Origin of the sequence: Afifella sp. JA880 (assembly GCF_025379905.1) — a bacterium.
GTDB lineage: Bacteria > Pseudomonadota > Alphaproteobacteria > Rhizobiales > Afifellaceae > Afifella > Afifella aestuarii.
Genome location: NZ_JAOANH010000003.1, coordinates 408,221 through 428,137, shown reverse-complemented (window position 1 = coordinate 428,137; position 19,917 = coordinate 408,221). Strand labels below are relative to the sequence as shown.

General features: G+C 62.4%; 14 protein-coding genes. 9 read left to right on the top strand and 5 right to left on the bottom strand.

Annotation, left to right across the window (positions count from 1 at the left end; translation table 11 throughout):
* Positions 1-42: 42 nt before the first annotated feature.
* From NYQ83_RS15050 to NYQ83_RS15025, 6 genes are all read left to right on the top strand, one after another.
* Positions 43-480 (top strand): EVE domain-containing protein, encoded by a 438-nt coding sequence (locus NYQ83_RS15050; RefSeq protein ID WP_261215637.1) that lies wholly within the window; start codon positions 43-45, stop codon positions 478-480.
* A 66-nt stretch (positions 481-546) separates the two neighbouring features.
* Positions 547-963 carry a DUF1761 domain-containing protein gene (locus NYQ83_RS15045; protein ID WP_128290564.1) on the top strand — a complete coding sequence of 139 codons (417 nt, stop codon included), beginning with the start codon at positions 547-549 and terminating at the stop codon, positions 961-963.
* Positions 964-999: 36 nt separating this feature from the next.
* Positions 1,000-1,413: a DUF1761 domain-containing protein gene (locus NYQ83_RS15040; protein WP_261215636.1), complete on the top strand. Its 414-nt coding sequence runs from the start codon at positions 1,000-1,002 to the stop codon at positions 1,411-1,413.
* Positions 1,414-1,560: 147 nt separating this feature from the next.
* A complete protein-coding gene (gene acs, locus NYQ83_RS15035; protein ID WP_261215635.1) occupies positions 1,561-3,519 on the top strand; it encodes an acetate--CoA ligase in 1,959 nt (652 codons plus the stop codon).
* Between the two features lie 160 nt (positions 3,520-3,679).
* Positions 3,680-4,186 (top strand): L,D-transpeptidase, encoded by a 507-nt coding sequence (locus tag NYQ83_RS15030; protein ID WP_261215634.1) that lies wholly within the window; start codon positions 3,680-3,682, stop codon positions 4,184-4,186.
* A 204-nt stretch (positions 4,187-4,390) separates the two neighbouring features.
* Positions 4,391-9,301 carry an NAD-glutamate dehydrogenase gene (locus NYQ83_RS15025; RefSeq protein ID WP_261215633.1) on the top strand — a complete coding sequence of 1,637 codons (4,911 nt, stop codon included), beginning with the start codon at positions 4,391-4,393 and terminating at the stop codon, positions 9,299-9,301.
* On the opposite strand, the gene purH is transcribed toward NYQ83_RS15025, so the two are convergent.
* From purH to htpX, 4 genes are all read right to left on the bottom strand, one after another.
* Positions 9,273-10,877: a bifunctional phosphoribosylaminoimidazolecarboxamide formyltransferase/IMP cyclohydrolase gene (purH, locus tag NYQ83_RS15020; protein WP_261215632.1), complete on the bottom strand. Its 1,605-nt coding sequence runs from the start codon at positions 10,875-10,877 to the stop codon at positions 9,273-9,275. The two genes, NYQ83_RS15025 and purH, sit on opposite strands and share 29 nt — an antisense overlap.
* A gap of 52 nt (positions 10,878-10,929) precedes the next feature.
* Positions 10,930-12,354 carry a heparinase II/III family protein gene (locus NYQ83_RS15015; RefSeq protein WP_261215631.1) on the bottom strand — a complete coding sequence of 475 codons (1,425 nt, stop codon included), beginning with the start codon at positions 12,352-12,354 and terminating at the stop codon, positions 10,930-10,932.
* A gap of 330 nt (positions 12,355-12,684) precedes the next feature.
* Positions 12,685-14,157 carry an RsmB/NOP family class I SAM-dependent RNA methyltransferase gene (locus NYQ83_RS15010; RefSeq protein WP_261215630.1) on the bottom strand — a complete coding sequence of 491 codons (1,473 nt, stop codon included), beginning with the start codon at positions 14,155-14,157 and terminating at the stop codon, positions 12,685-12,687.
* A 270-nt stretch (positions 14,158-14,427) separates the two neighbouring features.
* Positions 14,428-15,429 (bottom strand): zinc metalloprotease HtpX, encoded by a 1,002-nt coding sequence (htpX, locus tag NYQ83_RS15005; protein ID WP_261215629.1) that lies wholly within the window; start codon positions 15,427-15,429, stop codon positions 14,428-14,430.
* A 422-nt stretch (positions 15,430-15,851) separates the two neighbouring features.
* Here htpX and NYQ83_RS15000 point away from each other — a divergent pair, with 422 nt between their 5' ends.
* Together NYQ83_RS15000 and NYQ83_RS14995 are read left to right on the top strand one after the other, a co-directional pair.
* Complete coding sequence (locus NYQ83_RS15000; RefSeq protein ID WP_261215627.1) at positions 15,852-17,915, top strand: methyl-accepting chemotaxis protein; 2,064 nt, start codon at positions 15,852-15,854, stop codon at positions 17,913-17,915.
* 100 nt (positions 17,916-18,015) lie between these two features.
* Complete coding sequence (locus NYQ83_RS14995) at positions 18,016-18,276, top strand: DUF1674 domain-containing protein (RefSeq protein WP_409977010.1); 261 nt, start codon at positions 18,016-18,018, stop codon at positions 18,274-18,276.
* Positions 18,277-18,569: 293 nt separating this feature from the next.
* Here NYQ83_RS14995 and NYQ83_RS14990 read toward each other — a convergent pair whose 3' ends face one another.
* Positions 18,570-19,187: a DUF3800 domain-containing protein gene (locus NYQ83_RS14990; RefSeq protein WP_261215625.1), complete on the bottom strand. Its 618-nt coding sequence runs from the start codon at positions 19,185-19,187 to the stop codon at positions 18,570-18,572.
* A 250-nt stretch (positions 19,188-19,437) separates the two neighbouring features.
* On the opposite strand from NYQ83_RS14990, the gene NYQ83_RS14985 reads away from it, so the two are divergent.
* The gene (locus NYQ83_RS14985) at positions 19,438-19,896 is read left to right on the top strand and encodes a thermonuclease family protein (RefSeq protein WP_261215624.1); all 459 of its coding nucleotides are present in this window, start codon (positions 19,438-19,440) and stop codon (positions 19,894-19,896) included.
* The last annotated feature ends 21 nt before the right edge of the window (positions 19,897-19,917 follow it).

Below are 19,917 nucleotides of genomic sequence, written 5' to 3'. Positions count from 1 at the left end.
GGCACGAAGACGGACCGCTGCAAGTCCTTGAAAGGGGTGGGTATGGCCTATTGGCTGTTTAAGTCGGAGCCGCACAAATGGTCGTGGGACGACCAGGTCAAAAAGGGTGCGAGCGGACAGGAATGGGATGGCGTGCGCAATTATCAAGCGCGCAATTTCATGCGCCAGATGAAAGCTGGTGAGCGTGGATTCTTCTACCACTCCAATGAAGGCAAGGCGGTCGTCGGGATTGTCGAGATCGTCGCCGAGGCGCATCCCGATTCCACGGACGAGAGCGGGAAATGGGAGTGCGTCGACATCAAGGCCGTGGCGCCGTTGCAGGAGCCCGTCTCGTTGGAGGCCATCAAGGCGGACGAACGCCTCTCCGAGATGGTGCTCGTCAAAAATTCGCGCCTGTCGGTGCAGCCTGTCAGCGATAACGAATTCGCAATGATCTGCCGACTGGGAGGGTTGGTAGCCGACGACGTCAAAGCCGGTTAAGAGCTGGCGCGAGGCTTTTTTGAGGTTGCGGGGCGGTATCGATCCGCCTTGCGAGGGGGAGACGGAATGGCTTTTGCCGGAATCAATTATTTTGCCGTCATTGTGGCCGGGTTTGCCGCATTCGGCTTCGGCGCCATTTATTACGCGGTGCTGGCAAAGCCGTTTACTGCCGCGACCGGCCTCATCCAGGTGAAGGTCGATGATGGCGATGAAAACGTCGATCGCACGCCGCTTCTCGTCTCTCTCACCGGCGAGATATTCATGGCCTGGATGCTTGCGGGCCTCATCGGTCATATCGGCGAGGTGTCGATCATCACCGGCCTCGCCTCCGGCTTCTTCGTGTGGTCGGGATTCATCCTGGTGCCGCTTGTCGTCAACCACCGCTACCAGATCATGCCGTGGACGCTCACCTTCATCGATTCCGGCCACTGGCTCGGTGTCGTCATGCTGCAGGGCCTCATCATCGGCGCGTTCGGGACGTAAGGTCGGGGCGACCGAAGACGGCGACGGAGCACGCTCTTGCAATTCGGCAGCATGAATTATTGGGCGATCCCGCTCGCCGGGGTTTTTGGCTTCCACGCCCATCTCCTGTGGCTGCGTATATTGCCTGCCCCTAAGGACGTTAGCGACGATGTCCGGCGCTCGCTTGCAGTGGGCGCCCACGCGGTTATGCGGCAGATCTTGGTCTTCATCCTTATCTTGGTCATGGCCTATGTGCTCGCCGGCGCGATCGGCCATCTCGGCCCCGGTCAGGCGACCACCCGCAACGGCGTCATTTCCGCGGCAATTCTCTGGGCGGGCTTTGTCGCCACAACGTCCGGCGTCAATGGCATTCTCGCCGGGCAACCCGCACGACAGGTTTTCATGACGATCGGCCGCTGGTTTTTCGTCCTCGTCGTCGAAAGCTTTTGTCTCGGCGTTTTGGGGGCATGAAGGCCCGCCCTGGTCACCACTTCGAAGTGCTCGATATTATGTACGAAAGTGCGAGGGTCGCGGCATGGACAGCCGCGACCGCCTCGGCATAATGCCGCGGTATAATCCGGGCTGTAAGGTCCGACACAACCTTGGGGAGGCTCATCCATGTCTGACGCGAAAGTACATTCCGTGACGCCCGAATGGGCCGAGCGTGCCTTCATCGATTGGGACAAGTACCAAGACATGTACGCCCGGTCCGTTGAAGACCCGAACGGTTTCTGGGGTGAGCAGGCGCAGCGGATCGACTGGATCAAGCCCTTCACCAAGGTGAAGAACACCTCCTACGACTACCACAACGTGTCGATCAAATGGTTCGAGGACGGCACGCTCAACGCCTCGGTCAATTGCATCGACCGCCATCTTGCCGACCGCGCCGATCAGGTCGCCATCATCTGGGAGGGCGACGAGCCTTCCGATGACAAGCACATCACCTATCGCCAGCTTCACGAATATGTCTGCCGCCTCGCCAATGTGATGAAGGCGCACGGCGTGAAGAAGGGCGATCGTGTCACGATCTATATGCCGATGATCCCGGAAGCGGCCTATGCGATGCTCGCCTGCGCCCGCATCGGCGCCATCCATTCTGTCGTGTTCGGGGGCTTTTCGCCAGATTCCTTGGCGAACCGCATCGAGGACTGCCGTTCCGATTTCATCATCACCGCGGATGAGGGCGTGCGCGGGGGTCGTAAAATCCCGCTGAAGGCGAACACCGACAAGGCTATCGAGCGCGCTGAGAAGGATGGTGCTTCAGTCCGCAACGTCCTTGTCGTGAAGCGCACCGGCGGCAACGTCACCATGAAAGAAGGCCGCGATCTCTGGTATCATGAGGAGATCGAAAAGGTTGACGCCGATTGTCCCGCCGAGGAGATGGGCGCCGAAGATCCGCTCTTCATCCTCTATACGTCGGGGTCGACCGGAAAGCCGAAGGGCGTGATGCACACGACCGGCGGCTATATGGTCTATACTTCCATCACCCACCAATATGTCTTCGACTATCACGACGGCGATATCTACTGGTGCACGGCTGATGTCGGCTGGGTGACGGGCCATTCCTATATCGTCTACGGGCCGCTCGCGAACGGCGCTACGACGCTCATGTTCGAGGGCGTGCCGAACTACCCTTCGGGCTCCCGCTTCTGGGAAGTCTGCGACAAGCACGGCGTCAATATCTTCTACACGGCGCCGACCGCCATCCGTGCCCTGATGGGTGCCGGAGACGAGGCGGTGACGAAGACCTCGCGCAAATCCCTGCGGCTTCTCGGCTCCGTTGGCGAGCCGATCAATCCGGAAGCCTGGGAATGGTATTATCGTGTCGTCGGCGAAGAACGATGCCCGGTGGTCGATACCTGGTGGCAGACGGAGACAGGCGGCATTTTGATCACGCCGCTGCCGGGCGCCATCGCGCAGAAGCCGGGTTCGGCGACGAAGCCTTTCTTCGGGGTGCAGCCGGCGGTCGTCGACAACGAGGGAAACATTCTCGAAGGCGCCACGGAAGGCAATCTCGTCATCCTCGATTCCTGGCCCGGCCAGATGCGCACGGTCTATGGCGATCACGACCGTTTCGTGCAGACTTATTTTGCCACCTACAAGGGCACTTACTTCACCGGTGACGGCTGCCGGCGCGATGCGGACGGCGATTACTGGATCACCGGCCGCGTCGACGACGTGCTCAACGTCTCCGGTCACCGCATGGGCACAGCGGAGGTGGAATCCGCGCTCGTCGCCCATCCGAAAGTGTCGGAGGCTGCCGTCGTTGGTTACCCGCACAACATCAAGGGCCAGGGCATCTATTGCTACGTCACCTTGATGGCGGGCGAAGAGCCGACCGAGGAGCTGAAGAAGGAGCTCAGGAACTGGGTGCGTTCGGAGATCGGACCGATCGCCTCGCCGGACCTCATCCAGTTCGCGCCCGGCCTGCCGAAGACGCGGTCCGGTAAGATCATGCGCCGCATCCTCAGAAAAATCGCCGAGGACGATTTCTCCAATCTTGGAGACACGTCCACCCTCGCCGAACCTGCCGTGGTCGACGATCTCGTCGAACATCGGCAGAATCGCGCCAACTGAGGCAAATGGCTTTTGGTCTGGCAACCTGGGGTGCTAGTGGCTTGCGCCGGCCCCCAGGTGCCGAATTTTCTTAAATTCTCAACCAAACCAGAACTTTTTTCGTCTGGTCTCCGATGACGGCCGCATAATCTGAGAAAAATCAGGGCTCTGGGGGCTTTGGATGCGGATTGTGCAGAAGTGGGCGACGGCCCTTGTTGTCGTCGCAGGCGTTGCGCTTGCCGGCGTGGCCGAGGCGCGGGAGCCGGTGCCGTTCAAGGACACTTATCGTCCTGGCACGATCGTCGTCAAAACTAAGGAGCGCCGGCTTTACCTCGTCATGCGCGGTGGCCAGGCTTTGCGCTACACTGTTGGCGTTGGACGGCGTGGCAAGCAATGGGAGGGGCGCACGCGCATTTCGCGGAAGGTGGTCGATCCCACCTTCTCGCCGCCCAAGGAAGTCAAACACGACATTCCCTCACTGCCGGATCTGATTCCGCCAGGACCGCGCAATCCGCTTGGGCCGCGCGCCATGACACTTGCGGGCGGTGAATATGCCATCCACGGTACCAACCGGCCGAAATCGGTTGGCGGTTTTGTTTCCTATGGCTGCATCCGCATGTACAACCAGGACGTGGTCGATCTCTTCGAACGCGTGCGCGTCGGAACGCCGGTTGTTGTTTTGCCCTAACACCAATCGGTTTGTTTTCATCGCTTTTTCGGGACCTATGCGGGCCGTCGGTCAATAACGATTGCGGCACGCAGCATTTGGCTCTTGCCGGATGCCGGTCGGGGTGCATGTCTTGCCTCAGAGATAGGCGGCCGCGGCAAGAAAGGGCGCTATTTGCGTCCGTTTCGTGCGTCAGGCGGCTGAAAGAAGAGGCGAGGAGACCCAATGCCCGACCGCTACGAGCCGGAAAAGAAAAAACGCATCGAAGATGCCACAGCGAGGCTTGAGGCAGAGGCCGAAGAGACGGGAATCGACGCCGCGCCACTCAAACGCTTTGCTGAGATCTTTTTTGCACATGCGGCGGGCGAGGATATTACCGTTTATCCTGCCGAAAGCCTGGCGGGTATTGCCAAGGCTGCTTTCGCATTCATCGCTCAGCGCGACGCCAATGTGCCGAAGGTCAGCCTGAGAGACATCGATGCGGCCGACGAGCGCGGTCGTCCGGTCACCGCGATCGATATCGTCGGCAAGAACCGGCCGTTCATTTTCGATTCCGTTCTCGGGGAGATCCAGGCCGCCGGGCAACCGATCCATCTTGTCCTGCATCCGATCTTTGAGGTTTCGCGCGATGAAGCCGGACGCCTGACCGAATTTGCTGCCGCGGGTGCGGAATCGAAGGGCCGCCCGAACCGGGAGAGCTTTCTGCATATCGAGATTGCGCGCCTGCCCGACGCGGCGGCGAAAAGCGAGCTCGAAGCGTCCTTGAAGAGCCTTCTGCAAGAGGTGCGGGTTGCGACCGAAGACTGGCGCGCCATGCGCGACCGCTTGCGCATGGCGATCCGCGACTACCGTATCGATCCGCCCGAGCTCGACGAGGACGAGCTGGAAGAAGCGATCGCCCTGCTGGAATGGCTTGAGGATGACAATTTCACTTTCCTGGGCACGCGTGAGTTCACCTACGAGCAGGATTCGGGTGGCGCACTCGACCACGCTCATGGCGAGGGGCTCGGCCTGCTGCGTGACCCCGAGGTGAAAGTGCTGCGCCGTGGCGCCGAACTTGTCACCATGACGCCGGAGATCCAGGAATTTTTGATGAGCCCGGAACCGCTCATCATCATGAAGGCCAATGTCCGCTCGCGCGTGCATCGCCGCGACCATATGGACTATATCGGCGTCAAGATTTTCGACGACCACAACCGCGTGACGGGGGAATTGCGCGTCGTCGGTCTGTTCACGTCGAGCGCGTTCACCCGTTCCGTCCAGTCGATTCCCTATATCCGCCGCAAGGTCGACCAGATCCTGAAGCGCGCCGGCTTCGATCCCTTCAGCCATTCCGGCCGCACGCTCCTCAACATCCTGGAGAGTTTTCCGCGCACCGAGCTTTTCCAGGCCGATCTCTCCACGCTCTATGACCAAGCCATGGCCGTCCTGCATCTGCAGGAGCGTCCGCGCGTGCGTGCACTCAGCCGGGCCGACAAGTTCGGCCGCTTCGTCTCCGTCCTCGTCTATGTGCCGCGCGACCATTATTCCTCCGACATCCGCGCCAAGATCGGTGAGGCGTTGGCGGAGATGTATGACGGGCGGATCTCCGCCGCCTATCCAGCTTTCCCCGAGGGACATCTCGCCCGCGTGCATTTCATCGTGGCGCGGGAGGCCCGCGATCCCGAAACGGCTCCCGTAGATCCGGATCAGGGTGAGGTCGAGGCACGCATTCGAGCCATCACCCGCACCTTCGAAGACGGGTTACGCGAGGCGCTCGCCAATGCCTTCCCGCAGCAAACAGAGCTCTTCGGAGAGTATCGGGACGCCTTCGGACGCGAATATCAGGCCGCCTTCAGCCCGCAAGATGCCGTTGAAGACATCCGCATCGGTCGTGAGCTTTCCGACCGGTCGGTGATTGCCGCGCATTTTCACCGGCGCATCGCCGGCGGATTGAGGCGCACGGCTTTGCGCTTCCATCATCTCGAGGCGCCGATCCCGTTGTCGCGGCGCGTGCCACTTCTGGAAAATCTCGGTTTCGCGGTCGTCAACGAGCGCACCTATCTGGTTCGCCCGGCGACCGGCTCGGCCGTTTATATCCATGACATGACGCTTGCCGCCAAGGATGAAGCGGGTTCCGGCGAGGTCGATCCTGTCGGCGATGCCGCTTCTCGTCTCCAGGAGGCGATCAGTGCCGTATGGGGTGGGCGCGCCGACAATGACGGCTTCAACGCGCTTGTCCTTTCCGCCGGCATCACCTGGCGCGAGGCTGCGCTCTTGCGCACGATCGGGCGGTATCTGCGGCAGACCCAGCTGCCTTATTCGCTCGACTACATCTGGCACACGCTCGGCCGCAACGCGCTTTTGGCACGCCTTCTCGTAGACCGCTTCCGGGCGCGCTTCGATCCGGCGATCGAGGACCGTGAGGCCGCAGAGGCTGATGCGGAAAAGGCTCTAGATGGCCCGCTCGATCGGGTAGACAGTCTCGACGAGGACACGATTCTGCGCGCCTACCGGGCTGTCATTCTCGCGACCAAGCGGACCGATTATTTCCAGAGGGATGCCGAAGGTGCCCCGCCGCTCGCCATCACCATCAAGCTCAAGCCGCGTGACCTCGCTTTCCTCACGCCGCCTCGGCCGTTCCGGGAGATCTTTGTGCACTCGCCACAGGTCGAAGGAGTGCATATGCGGTTCGGGCCCGTCGCCCGTGGCGGTCTCAGATGGTCGGATCGGCCGCAAGATTTTCGCGTCGAGGTTCTCGGTCTCGTCAAGGCACAGCAGGTGAAGAACGCCGTTATCGTGCCGGTCGGAGCGAAGGGTGGATTCTTTCCACGGCTCCTGCCAGCGGAGGGCAGCCGCGAGGAAATCTTCGAAGCGGGACGCGATGCTTATGTCGCCTTCGTTGATCGGTTGCTTGCGCTTACCGACGACCTTGAGGGTGACGAGGTCATTCCGCCCAATGACGTCGTGCGCCATGATGAGGACGATCCGTATCTTGTCGTTGCAGCAGACAAGGGTACGGCGACCTTCTCCGACACTGCCAATGCCGTCTCCGAGACTCATGGGTTCTGGCTTGGCGATGCGTTCGCCTCGGGGGGCTCGGCCGGCTACGACCACAAGGAAATGGGCATTACTGCCCGCGGCGCGTGGGAAGCGGTGAAACGGCATTTCCGCGAGGTCGACCACGATATCCAGAGCGAGCCGTTCACGGTTGCCGGCGTCGGCGATATGTCGGGCGATGTCTTTGGTAACGGTATGCTTCTGTCGCGTGCGATCCGTCTTGTCGCCGCCTTCGACCACCGCGACATCTTCATCGATCCCGATCCGGACCTTGAGGCGAGCTTCAAAGAGCGCCAGCGGCTATTCGGCCTCCCGCGTTCGTCGTGGAAGGATTACGACACGAGCCTTGTCTCGAAGGGCGGTGGTGTTTTCTCTCGCCATGACAAGACGGTGCCGCTTTCGCCCGAAATCTGTACGCTGCTTGGACTTTCCGGGACATCCGCGCGCCCCAATGAGGTCATCCGCGCCATTTTGAAGGCGCAGGTTGATCTTCTGTGGTTTGGCGGCATCGGCACCTATGTGCGGGCGCCGCACGAAAGCGATGCCGAAGTGGGCGACAAGGCAAACGATCAGATCCGCATCACCTCTGCAGAAGTCGGTGCAAGGGTGGTCGGGGAAGGCGCCAATCTCGGTATGACGCCCCAGGCGCGTGTCGATTACGGCCTGCGCGGCGGGCGCTGCAATTCCGACGCGATCGACAATTCCGGTGGTGTCAACTCCTCCGACCTTGAGGTCAATATCAAGATCGCCCTGGCGCCCTCGCTGAGGTCGGGCAAGCTGGAGCTGGAGGAGCGCAACCGCTGCCTGGCCGCGATGACCGACCAGGTAGCCGACCTCGTCTTGCGCAACAACATCCAGCAGACGCTGGCCATCAGTCTGGAGCAGATGCGCGGCCTCGACGCGCTCGCCAATCAGGCGCGTTTCATGAACGAACTTGAAGCCGCGGGCCGGCTCGATCGGGCGGTGGAAGTCTTGCCGGACAATTCCACCCTGTCGGAGCGCCAGGCCCAGCGTCAACCGCTGACGCGGGCGGAGATTGGCGTTCTTCTCTCCTACGCCAAGATCGTTCTCTTCGATGATCTCGTGGCAAGCGACATCCCCGACGATGAATATCTCGCGCGCGAACTCTTCCGCTATTTCCCGGAGAACATGCAGGAGCGGTTTGGTGATGAGATTTCAGGCCATCGTCTGAGGCGGGAGATCATCGCGACGCAGCTCGCCAATTCGCTCATCAACCGCGGCGGGCCCACCGCGATTGTTCGGCTGCGTGATCGCACCGGCGCGACGCCGGCGGACATCACCCGCGCTTACACGGCCGTTCGCGATGCCTTCTCCATGCAGCGTCTGCATGCGGAGCTCGAAGCCCTCGACAATAAGATCGGCGGCCAGCTGCAGCTTGAGCTCTATCTGCGGGTGCAGGATGTTCTTCTCGACCGCATCGGCTGGTTCCTGCGCAATGTCGATCTCCGGTCCGGCATCGGTGCAGTGGTCGATCGTTTTCAGGAGACGCTGGAGGCTCTGCGGCAATTGCTGCCCGACCTCCTGCCCGAATTCGCCGCAAATGCGGTCAAATCGCGAAAAGCCTGGCTCGTCGAGGCACAAGTCCCCGACGAGCTTGCCGAGGAGCTCGCCATCCTTCCCGAACTTGCCAATGCGATCGATGTGGCACTTATCGCGGAACGCTGCGGACGGCCGATCGAGGCGGCCGCGGCGGCTTATTTCGAGGTCGCCGATCGCTTCTGCTTCTCCAGGCTCGAGGCAATGATCCTCGCTGTCGAAAGCCCTGACTATTACGAGAATCTGGCGACGGAGAAGGCGCGCGATCAGCTCGCTTCAGCGCATCGGGCGCTCGCCCTCGACGTTCTCTCTTATGCCGATGGAGGGTTCCCGGACGTCTCCGCCTGGGAAGAGGAATACGGCCGCAATGTCAGCGCGACCGCGAGCCGGGTTGCCGCGATCCTCGCCGATGGCCGCGCGACGACGGCCAAGGCCACCGTCGCAGCGAGCCTTCTCGCCGAGCTTGCGGAACAGCAGGCGGACCTTGGTAGCCGCCTGCCCCACTCGAAAGTTAATGCCGGAAGTGGCGAAGCCCCGTGAACACCATCGCAAGGCCTGCCTCGTCGGCGGCGTCGATCACTTCCTGGTCGCGCAGTGATCCGCCTGGCTGAATAACGGCGGTGGCGCCAGCTTCCGCGGCGGCCAGGAGACCGTCCGCAAAGGGGAAGAAGGCATCCGAGGCAACGACGGAGCCACGCGTCAGAGCATCTTCGAGCCCGGCGGCACGCGTTGCCTCCTGCGCCTTCCAGGCGGCGATGCGGGCGGAATCGACACGGCTCATCTGACCCGCGCCGATGCCGACAGCGGCTCCGTCCTTCGCATAGACGATTGCGTTCGACTTCACATGCTTGCAGATGCGGAAGGCGAAGATCAGATCAGCAAGTTCCTGTTCGGTCGGCTCGCGCTTCGTGACCACCTTGAGATCGGCCATCTTGACTTGCGCGGCATCGATCTCCTGAACCAGAAGGCCGCCGGCAATCGACTTGACCATCATGCCTGTCGCCGGCATGGCGGAGCCCGTCAGGAGCACACGGAGATTGGCCTTTGCCTTGAGGATCTTGAGCGCCGCTTCGTCTGCGTCGGGCGCGATGACGACCTCGGTGAAGAGAGCCGTGATGGCCTTGGCCGCCGCCTCATCCAACTGCCGGTTTGCGGCCACGACCCCGCCATAGGCCGAGACGGGGTCACATATCAGCGCTTTGGCATGTGCTTCGGCCAGCGTGTCAGCCACGGCGACGCCGCAGGGATTGGCGTGCTTGATGATGGCGATCGCCGGCCTTTCCGGATCGAGATCGGCTGCAAGCTGGAAGGCTGCGTCGGCGTCGCTCAGATTGTTGTAGGACAGCGGCTTGCCGTTGACGAGGCAGGCATTCGCGGCACCTGGCTTGCCCTTGTCGGTCGAATAAAGTGCCGCCTTCTGATGCGGATTTTCGCCATAGCGAAGTTCCGATGCGCGGGTCGCGGCGAACACCATACGTTCCGGGAACTGCGTCTCCGACTGCTCAGCGAACCAGCTGGAGATGGCGGCGTCGTAGGCGCCCGTGCGCGCAAAGGCTTTTGCGGCAAGCTCACGGCGCAGCGCCTTGTCGACGCCGCCGGAGGCAACAGCTTCTGCGACACGTCCATAATCGGCGGGATCGGTCACCACGGCGACGAAGGCGGCGTTCTTGGCCGCGGCGCGGATCATGGCGGGCCCGCCGATGTCGATATTTTCGATGATCTCGAGCGGGTCGCTGCTTTTGGCAGCCGTCTCTTCGAACGGATAAAGGTTGATCGCGACGAGATCGATCGGCTCGATCTCGTGTTCCTGCATGGCGGCCTGGTGCTCGGAATCGTCACGGATTGCAAGAATGCCGCCATGAACCGCCGGGTGCAGCGTCTTCACGCGCCCGTCCATGATCTCGGGGAAACCGGTTACCTCGCTCACGTCCTTCACGGGCAGTCCGGCTTCTTTGAGCGCCCGCGCGGTGCCGCCGGTCGATAGAATTTCGGCACCGGCTGCAACGAGCGCCTGGGCGAACTCGACCGCTCCGGTCTTATCGGACAGGGAAATGAGGGCGCGTTTGACGACAACGCGTTCAGGACCGGAAGAGCCCTTTTTGGAAGAAACCGACATTGTGAGCCTCGGGGACGTCGCGAAGAAAGGAAGAACGTCCGGTCTTAATCCCTCAGGCGAGGCGCGCAAGTCTCCAGGCGACAGCGTGTGCATCGCCGAGCTCGCCGCTCACCACAATCTGCAGGCTGCGGCCGGATCCTCTGGAAAGAGAAAAAATCGTGCTTTCTTCAAGAGCCAGAGGTTGGTCGGCCGTGAAGCGCCAGACTGCCCCATCGGAGAGAACAAGATCGATATGCGGCGGCATGTCAGTGTCTTCGGGCACTTCGACCCCGACGCTCGGCTCCAGATGAAAGCGGATGTCGAAGGGGGTTCGCTCCGAACCGTTGCCTTCGAAGAGGTCACGTCCTTCCAACGCGAGACCGTTGCCGGAGAGGACGAGCTGGCGCCTGTGCACGAAACCCAGCGTCTTTGCGTAGCCGTCATGGGATAGTTCGAGCAAAATCGTGCCGTCTTTCTCCTGGCGGCGGTTTCTCTCGACACGCTTCGGTCCACTGACGAGGAGGACGCGTTCGCCTTCGGCTTCCAATCGGCTCGAGGACGTATCGGCGAGCGTTGCGGTGGAATGCGCCGCGGTCAGCCGAGCGGCGCGCCTCAGGGCTTCATAGCGGGCGCGGGGTGCTCCGCAATTGATGATAAGGCGCTGGCCGTTATGGGAGAATTCGAAGGCGAGAGTGCCGGCATGCGCTTCGGCGCTGAAGGCGAGCGGTGGCGGCGGGCCGGCATCGACGATCAAGGCTGCCTCTCCGGCTTCCAGACGTTCGAAGGCCGAATAGGGGGCGGAGGCGACCGGTTTGCCGAGCGCCTCGTCATAAGCGAGCACAGTGGAGAGTTGATCGCGGCCGCCTGCGGAGGCACCGTTGAACTGGGCGAAGGCGCCGTCGGCATGGCGGAAGAAGCGCAGCATCGGCATGGCGCGGTCGATCGCGCCCAGGATCGCTTCCGGCGGGTGCTGGCCGCGCGCGACCACCGTCTGACGCAGGGGCAGAAGGTCGAGAAGCGCTTCCAGAATCGCCGCAGGCGAGCGGGAGATATGGCCGCCATCGGGCAGGAATTGCACGCCAATCTCGTGACTTACACGCTCCAGCCCACGCTTGGCGAGACGCTCCTGGCGCGACAGGCACAGCCCGGCCATGGCAAGCGCAATCGCCACTTGCAGGCGCGGCAGGCCAGGCTCGGCGGCATAGAAGGATCTGCGCAGGAAATGCGCGTGGCGCAGCATGGAACGCACGTAAAGGCGGTAGAAATCGTGGTCGGCACCTTCGAGCACCAACGCCGATTGCGACAACAGCGACATGGTGCGCCGTGCTGCCACCGGCGGTTCCCATGCGACGGCATGGTGACGCCTTTCGGCGCTCATCCAATCGTGCACGATGACCTGCGCATTGGAGCGGGCAACGGGCGTCGCGGCCGCCTTCAGATGACGCAGCCAGCCGAAGCCATGCAGCTCTTCGGCCCAGTCGGAGCTTGGCGGGATCATTTCGAAGGGTGATTTTCCCTTCGTTTCAACCCATTGTCCTGCAAAGGAAAATCGACCCGAATAGACCTCTTCCGCGATCGTCGGATCGGCGGTTCGGAGGTCGGGTGGGGCAATCAAAAGCTGTGATCTGCCGCCGCCACCAATGAAAGCGGGTGTTCCGATGAGCGTGCCCAAGCGGAGACGGCGGCTCACGCGTTCGGCGCGTGAGAGCGTCAGCCTCCATCGGTCGCTCGAGGCCAGGGGTGCCATATTATTGGCGCGTAACGGGGTTTGCGATTCTTGGCAAGCGAGGCGGGAGGCCCGGAAACCGCGCGCCCACTGCTTTTTCGCTCAATTGAGCCGCCGCCAGCGGGCGGCGAAGAAGCCGTCGACGCCGCGAAGATCGCCACCAAATGCCATTCCAGGCAGCGAGCGGAAGAAACCCTCAGGCGTGGAAAAGTCCTGAAGCTCGGGGAATTCCGCGGTCTTGAGCGGCATCGGCTCGAACATGTCGTGGCTCTTGGTGAAGATGTGGGCCTGCTCCTCGCCCTCCTCGGGCTCGAGCGAGCAGGTGGCGTAAACGAGAATCCCGCCTGGTTTCAGCCAGTTAGCGGCCTGCGCCAGCATCTTTTGCTGCAGTTCGCGCAGCGTCACGATGTCGTCTTCGCGCTTCGTCCAGGGTAGATCCGGATGCCTGCGAATGGTGCCGGTCGCCGAGCAAGGTGCGTCGAGAAGGATAAAATCGAAGGATTCCGCGGGCTGGAAGGAAAGAACGTCGGCCTCGGCGAATTCCGCCGAGAGACGCAATCTTTCGAGGTTGCCCTTGAGCCGGCGCATGCGCGAGGCGGATTTCTCGACGGCCGTCACGAGCGCGCCGGCGGCTGCAAGCTGCGCTGTCTTGCCGCCGGGTGCGGCACAGAGGTCGGCGACGCGCTTGCCCGAGATATCCCCGAGGAGACGGGCGGGGATAGAGGCGGCGGCATCCTGCACCCACCAATCCCCGCTGTCGTAGCCGGGAAGTTTGGAGACGGTGTGAAGACGATCGAGACGGATGCTGCCATTCGGCAGAAGATCGCCCGACAAACGTTCCGCAAGGGCGGCGGGATCTGATTTCGCCGTCAGATCGAGCGGTGGCGCGTCGGCATGGGCGGCGAGGATCGCGGCGGTGCGCTCCGGACCCCAGTTTTTCTCCCAGCGCGCGATCATCCAGTCGGGCGCGCCGTTCCCTGAAGCCGCAGAGGCCAGGATCTCGCCCCGCTCGCGGGCGATGCGCCGCAGCACGGAATTGACGAGCCCCTTGGTCTTGGCGGTGCGCCGGTCGCGGCCGGCCGCCGTCACGGCGAGATTGATCGCCGCATGGTCGGGAACGTCGAGATAAAGGATTTGCGTGGCACCAAGATGCAGGAGGGCGGAGAGGCGGTGGGCCTTCTCGTCGAGAGGGCGTTCCAGGCGCTTTCGGATGGCATCCTCGATGGCGCCGCGGTGGCGCAGCGCCGCATCGAGGATCGCGCGCACCAGCCCCTTGTCCTGCGCCGACAAGGCACGAAAGCCCGGTGCGCCGCCGGCCTCCAGAAGAGGACCGAGCGGAGAGCCGTCGCGCACCACTTTGAGGAGGATGGCGGTCGCGGCATCGCGCGCGGCAAGGCCTGGCGGGCCCGGCTGCGCCGTGCCCCTTCCACTTGCCTTGGCGCCCGTCTTGCCGCTGCTCTTGCTTGCGCCTTTGCCAGCGCCAGAGCGATGCGGCCGTGCTCCGGATGCGGCGCGGCTTTCCTGCGTGTCGTGCGGTTCGCGGATATCGCGACGCGCGCCCTCGTCAGCGCTCATGAGCGGCTCGCCGATTCTTTGTCGTCATTCTGTCTTCCTAACCGCGCGACCAGCACTTGGCCATCGCCGCATCGCAGCTCTGCGGCAGGGACGCCGCAAAGCGACGGCGCCACCCCCGGGTGGCGCCGTTGAAATCTTCCCTCTGCCTGTCGCATGCAGGAATGGTCAAAAGATGGTGGTGAAGGCGAGCCCAGCTATCTGTTCTCGCGTTTGTCTCCGCGCCGCGTCAGCACGCACGCGGCTTCAGCGCGCAGCTGAGTTCCAGAAACCTCAGCCCCAGGGGCCACGGCGTCTGCGACCGGTCTGCGGCACCGTGCCGGAGCTCGGGCGGCTCGTGCCGGCGGAACCCCAGGGGCCGGAAGGGCCACGCGCGGCTGGCCCCGGCTCCATTGCGGGGCGGGAAGATTGGCGCGGAATGGCCGGCCCGCCGTCGCCTGATGCCATCTCCTGCAACGCGGCGATGCGGTTTTCCGTGGACGGGTGCGTGGAGAAGAGGTTGTCCATGCGCGCACCCGACAGGGGGTTGATGATGAAGAGATGCGCGGAGGCGGGATTTTGCTCCGCGCTCATCATCGGGCGGCGTTTGGCCGAGCCGGCGATCTTGCCGAGTGCGGAGGCGAGCCAGAGCGGATTGCCGGCGATCGCCGCCCCATCGCGGTCGGCGGAATATTCGCGCGTGCGCGAAATCGCCATCTGCACGAGCATTGCGGCGAAGGGCGCCGTCAGCGCGGCGAGGAGCACGCCGGCAAAGCCGAAAGGCGAATTGTTGTCGCGCGAGCCGCCGAAGAAGAGCGCGAAATTGCCAAGCATGGAAATGGCACCGGCGAGCGTCGCCGTGATCGTCATCGTCAAGGTGTCGCGGTTCTTCACATGCGCGAGTTCATGCGCCATGACGCCTGCCACCTCTTCATGGCTGAGCTGCTGCAACAGGCCGGTCGTCGCGGCGACCGCCGCATTTTCCGGATTGCGTCCGGTGGCGAAGGCGTTCGGCTGGTCGCTGTCGATGAGATAGACTTTCGGCATGGGCAGATCGGCGCGCTCGGCAAGCTGACGGATCATGCCGACGAAATCGGGCGCCGAACGTTCGTCGACCTCATGCGCATTGTGCATTTTGAGGACCAGCTTGTCGGCGTTCCAATAGGAAAAGAGGTTCATGCCGGCGGCGAAGAGAAAGGCGATGAAGGCACCTCCGGAACCGCCGACGAGATAGCCGACGCCCATGAAAAGGGCAGTCAGGGCGGCCAGCAACATGGCCGTCTTCATCATGTTCATCGTCTTTTTTGCTCCAACCCACAAATGGCGTGTCTGCATATTTTGGGTGTCGATGAGCCGGCTTCAATCCGCAACTCCATTAAGGCGGAGAAACCCGCGTCGACTCAGCTTCTTAAGCCGTCATCGTACAGTCATCCCTGGTCTCCAGAGGGCCGGTTTGTTGGTGCTTCTGCGCAATTTTGCAGCATTCGAGGCACGCCTGAAAAGGCTCGGTGATGCTTCGGATTCCCTTCCGGAAGAACTCTGATGCAACGTTACGCAAGCCCGGCACCAGATAGCTTTTCCAAAGGTGATCCGCCGAAAGGCTGGGTTTGGGGGAATTGGCAGGGTGGAGCAGGTCTCCGGCGAGGAGCTGGAAGCGGGTCTGTTCGAAGTTCCGCTTAGTATCTCAGTAGATCCCTGCCGCGTTTTGAGAGGGCTATATGTCCAAAGTTCGTTCTGTCGGATTACGTCTCGCGTTGGCCAGCGTAGGCCTCATCGCATTTCTTTTGATCGTCGCCATCGCTACGATCTCTACTTTCGTCACGAATTCGGTCAACGACCTGGCGACACAGCGGCTGGAAGAGACCGGGCAGGCGCAAGCGCAGAATGTGCGCAGCCGGCTCGGCGGAATGATGCAGACCGCCAAGACCCTCGACAGTTCGGTCGAGGCGTTGATGAAGACGGGGTATCGTGAACGCTCCGGCGCAACGCGGCTCCTGGAGCAGTTGATGGAGCGGGATGCTGCTCTCGCGGGAGCCTGGCTCGTGTTTGAGCCGAACCTCTTCGACGGACGCGACGCAGAGCTGGCCGGCCAGGCCGACGTCAAGACGCAGACCGAAACCGGCCGCTTTGCACCCTATTACTACAATTACGGTTCCGGCTTGCAGGCAACGAGCGCGGGAAACACCGATCTGCCGTGGTATCAGGAGCCTTTCCAGAGCGGCCGCGCCTTCATGACGGACCCGACGATCTACACGATCGACGGCAAGGACATCATGCTGGCTTCGGCCGCGTTTCCGCTCGACGTCGCCGGGAAGACGGTCGGCGTGGCGGGTGTCGACATCGAACTTTCGGGCCTGTCGAAGGAATTTGCCGCGATCCATCCTTATGATGTCGGCCATGTGCGCCTCGTGTCGCATGGCGGGTTGTGGACGGCGACGGACGAAGCGGAAAATCTCGGCAAGCCCGTCAGCGACACGGCGCCGGAGCTGGCGGCCGGGATCGACAAAGCGCTGAGTGAGGGAACCCGTCAGCTCGTGCGTGACGAGGCCGGTATCCTTCACGTCATCGTGCCGACCCCGATCCAGGATTTCGGGCGCAATTGGGCGGTCATCGTCTCCGTGCCGGAGGCCGTGATCATGCGCCCGGCGCACCAGCTGTCGCAATGGCTCGTGATCGGAGGATTGGCGCTGGTGGTGCTGCTTGGGGCGGTGCTTGCGCTTCTGACGCATCGCATGATCCGCCGGCCGCTGGCGCGCAGCGTCGGCACGATCCGCGCGCTTCAGGACGGGCATCTCGATACGCCGATCGTCGATACCGACCGTGGCGACGAGATCGGTGACATCAACCGTGCCCTTTCCGATTTCAAGGCGAGCATGATCAAGGCGGAAGAACTTGCCGCCGCGCAGGCCCGCGAGCGGGAATTGCGCGAAAAGCGGGCGAGCCGGATCGAGGGGCTCAATGCCCGCTTCGACGAGGCGGTTTCGGGAATTCTCGAAACGGTCGGGGCCTCCGCCACGACACTCAAGCTCACCGCGCAGAACATGTCGGCGATCGCCGAGGAAACGAGCAGCCAGGCGACCACCGTTGCTGCTGCTTCCGAACAGGCCTCGACGAATGTGCAGACCGTCTCGGCCGCGGCCGAGGAATTGTCGTCATCCGTCCAGGAAATTGCCCGTCAGGTGCAGCAATCGACGGATATGGCGAAGACGGTGAGCGACAGTGCCGAGCAGAGCCGCGGCGTGGTGCAGGGGCTTGCCGCCTCGGTGAAGAAGATCGACGAGGTCGTGCACCTGATCGCCGATATCGCCAACCAGACCAACCTGCTGGCGCTCAATGCGACGATCGAGGCGGCGAGAGCCGGCGAATCCGGCAAGGGCTTTGCGGTCGTCGCCGCCGAGGTGAAAAGCCTTGCCACCCAGACGGCGAAAGCCACGGAGGATATCAGCCGGCAGATCGGCGACGTGCAGGCCGGGACCGGCAGCGCCGTGGAGGCGATCGAGAATATCGTCGCCGCCATTCAGGAGGTGAGCGAGGTTACCGTCGCGATCGCCGGATCGGTGGAAGAGCAGAATGTCGCCACCCAGGAGATCGCCCGCAACGTTCACGAGGCGGCATCCGGCACCCAGGAGGTGTCGAGCACCATCGTCGGCGTGACGCAGGCGGCGGGCGAGACGGGCTCCGCCTCGGGCCAGGTGCTGTCGGCGGCCGAGGAGCTCAACCTGCATGCCGGCTCGCTGCGGGCCATGGTGCGCGAATTCCTTGAGGATGTGCGCGCCGCATAAGGGACGGCACGTCGCCTCACCGAAAAGATCTCCGAAGCCCTCCCGGTCGGTCGAAATGACCGGCCGGGATTGCTAGATATCGCTCAGTAACGAGGCGATGATGACGGAGACGACGATGAACGAGGCGTCGAAGAAATCCTCCGAGGAGGACATTCAGGCCGAAACGGCGGCAACGCCGCGGCGCGAGCTCCCGGAGGCCGCCAAACGGGCGCTCGCCGAAGCGGAAGAGCGCCGCAGACAAGAGGCCGAGGCGCGCGCGGCCGCGGAGGCGGCGCGGGCAAAAGAGTTCAATGGCGGGGAGGGCCCAGAGCCGGTGCGCTTCGGCGATTGGGAACGCAAAGGCCGCGCGATCGATTTTTGACGGGCTGATCGATTTTTGACGGCTGATCAAGGCGAATTGATCAGGGGGAAGGCGGGCCGGCGCGTTTGCTGGCTTCAAAGCCGCGACAGGCGAGCAGGCATAATGAGGTTGATAGGGGAGGCATCTCTACGTCGCTCCCCCGGGTTTCATGCATCATCTCGATCAAGAATTTCTGGACTATCCAGATCGACTGTATATCTTAGATGGTGCCAAGTCGCTCCTGCGATCCGAACTGTCGCCGGATGGTGTGCGTGCCAGTCTCAAGGGATTGGATAGGACGCAGGAGCGCGATTTCACCTGAATTCCCATACGTTCTGCAGCTGACCATTGTCGTGGAGCATGTCGCGCCACCGGCTGGCTTCTTTGCGATCTTGTCGGTAGGAGCGCGCGATCGCGCCGGCTGTCATATCGGCAAGTTGTATCAAGGGGTCCCGGGTCGAGTCCTTCAGGTCCCATTTTCGGACAGAACCTGTTTCGATGTGTTGTCTCAGGTAAGCCCGCAATTGTTTCTTGAACAGCCGGTCGCCGGATCCATCGATCACGACTTTGGCGTCTCTCAGGACGCCGCCGTCGTTTTGCATCATCATTCTAACGAAGAACTTGTAAAAGCTCTCTTTGACAGTCCGAAGGGCCTCAGAGTGTATGAGATGCTTCTGTACAACCACTGCCCGGACCGAAAATTCATGCTTAGCAAGACCGTCAAAGAATGCGTCTCGTACCGACCCGCTGCACTTGTTGAACTTGAATTCAGGCTGGATCCTCAGCTGACTTCGTAGTGCTGCAATATGAAGGGCCGTCTCTTGCGCGTCAGAAGAGTCCTGAAACACAACCATTGATGTGACGAATATCGGTGTCGAGCCCCGTTCAAGCTTAAACCCTGGGTCGCCCGATTCGTCTATAAATACATACATGCCCGAATTTATAAAATTTTGCCGCTCCTAAGAAGAGGTGACGGCCTGTCGCTTATTCTGAAAAAGGACTGTGACGGCGAAAGTCTGCCTTGTCACTTCCAATGCTTGAATAACTGCGTCCGTGCACTGAGACCCCTCGAGGCTTTGCCGTGCCTGCAATGATCCGATCGAAATCGATCGTCTGACCGAAAGGCGACCGAGCCGGCTGTTTTCACATTGTCAATTAACCGGCATCCACTATTATAGGAACATGTTCCTATATCGATTCGCTCTGTCTCTTCTCGCCTTCGCTGTGCCGGCCCTGCCGGCTGCGGCGGGTTCCGAGCTGCCGGGGCTCTACCGGGCGGTGGTGGAGCGGGTCGTCGACGGCGATACGCTGGCGGTGCGGGCGACGATCTGGCTCGACCAGGAGGTGCGGGTGCTGGTGCGGCTGCGTGGCATCGACGCGCCGGAGCTGCGTGCGCGTTGCCTGGCGGAAAAGCTGCAGGCGCTGGCGGCGACGGATGCGCTCGCCGCGCTCGTCGCCGATCCCGCCGTCACCTTGAGCGAGGTGGAGGGCGACAAATATGGCGGGCGTGTCGTCGCCGATGTGCGCGATGCGAAGGGCCGCGATCTCGGCGCCCTGCTGCTGCAGGAGGGGCTGGTGCGGGCCTATGCCGGCGGCCACCGGGACGGATGGTGCGGAAAGCTGTCGCTCAAGGCGGATTGAAGACGTTTCAGCGCGGGTGTG

Coding starts and splice junctions, on each gene's coding strand:
- acs (WP_261215635.1), top strand. CDS start 1,561: ATGTCTGACGCGAAAGTACATTCCGTGACGCCCGAATGGGCCGAGCGT.
- NYQ83_RS14990 (WP_261215625.1), bottom strand. CDS start 19,187: ATGTATGTATTTATAGACGAATCGGGCGACCCAGGGTTTAAGCTTGAA.
- NYQ83_RS15015 (WP_261215631.1), bottom strand. CDS start 12,354: ATGATCCCGCCAAGCTCCGACTGGGCCGAAGAGCTGCATGGCTTCGGC.
- NYQ83_RS15000 (WP_261215627.1), top strand. CDS start 15,852: ATGTCCAAAGTTCGTTCTGTCGGATTACGTCTCGCGTTGGCCAGCGTA.
- NYQ83_RS14995 (WP_409977010.1), top strand. CDS start 18,016: ATGACGGAGACGACGATGAACGAGGCGTCGAAGAAATCCTCCGAGGAG.
- NYQ83_RS15010 (WP_261215630.1), bottom strand. CDS start 14,157: ATGAGCGCTGACGAGGGCGCGCGTCGCGATATCCGCGAACCGCACGAC.
- htpX (WP_261215629.1), bottom strand. CDS start 15,429: ATGAACATGATGAAGACGGCCATGTTGCTGGCCGCCCTGACTGCCCTT.
- purH (WP_261215632.1), bottom strand. CDS start 10,877: ATGTCGGTTTCTTCCAAAAAGGGCTCTTCCGGTCCTGAACGCGTTGTC.
- NYQ83_RS15025 (WP_261215633.1), top strand. CDS start 4,391: ATGCCCGACCGCTACGAGCCGGAAAAGAAAAAACGCATCGAAGATGCC.
- NYQ83_RS15050 (WP_261215637.1), top strand. CDS start 43: ATGGCCTATTGGCTGTTTAAGTCGGAGCCGCACAAATGGTCGTGGGAC.
- NYQ83_RS15045 (WP_128290564.1), top strand. CDS start 547: ATGGCTTTTGCCGGAATCAATTATTTTGCCGTCATTGTGGCCGGGTTT.
- NYQ83_RS15030 (WP_261215634.1), top strand. CDS start 3,680: ATGCGGATTGTGCAGAAGTGGGCGACGGCCCTTGTTGTCGTCGCAGGC.
- NYQ83_RS14985 (WP_261215624.1), top strand. CDS start 19,438: ATGTTCCTATATCGATTCGCTCTGTCTCTTCTCGCCTTCGCTGTGCCG.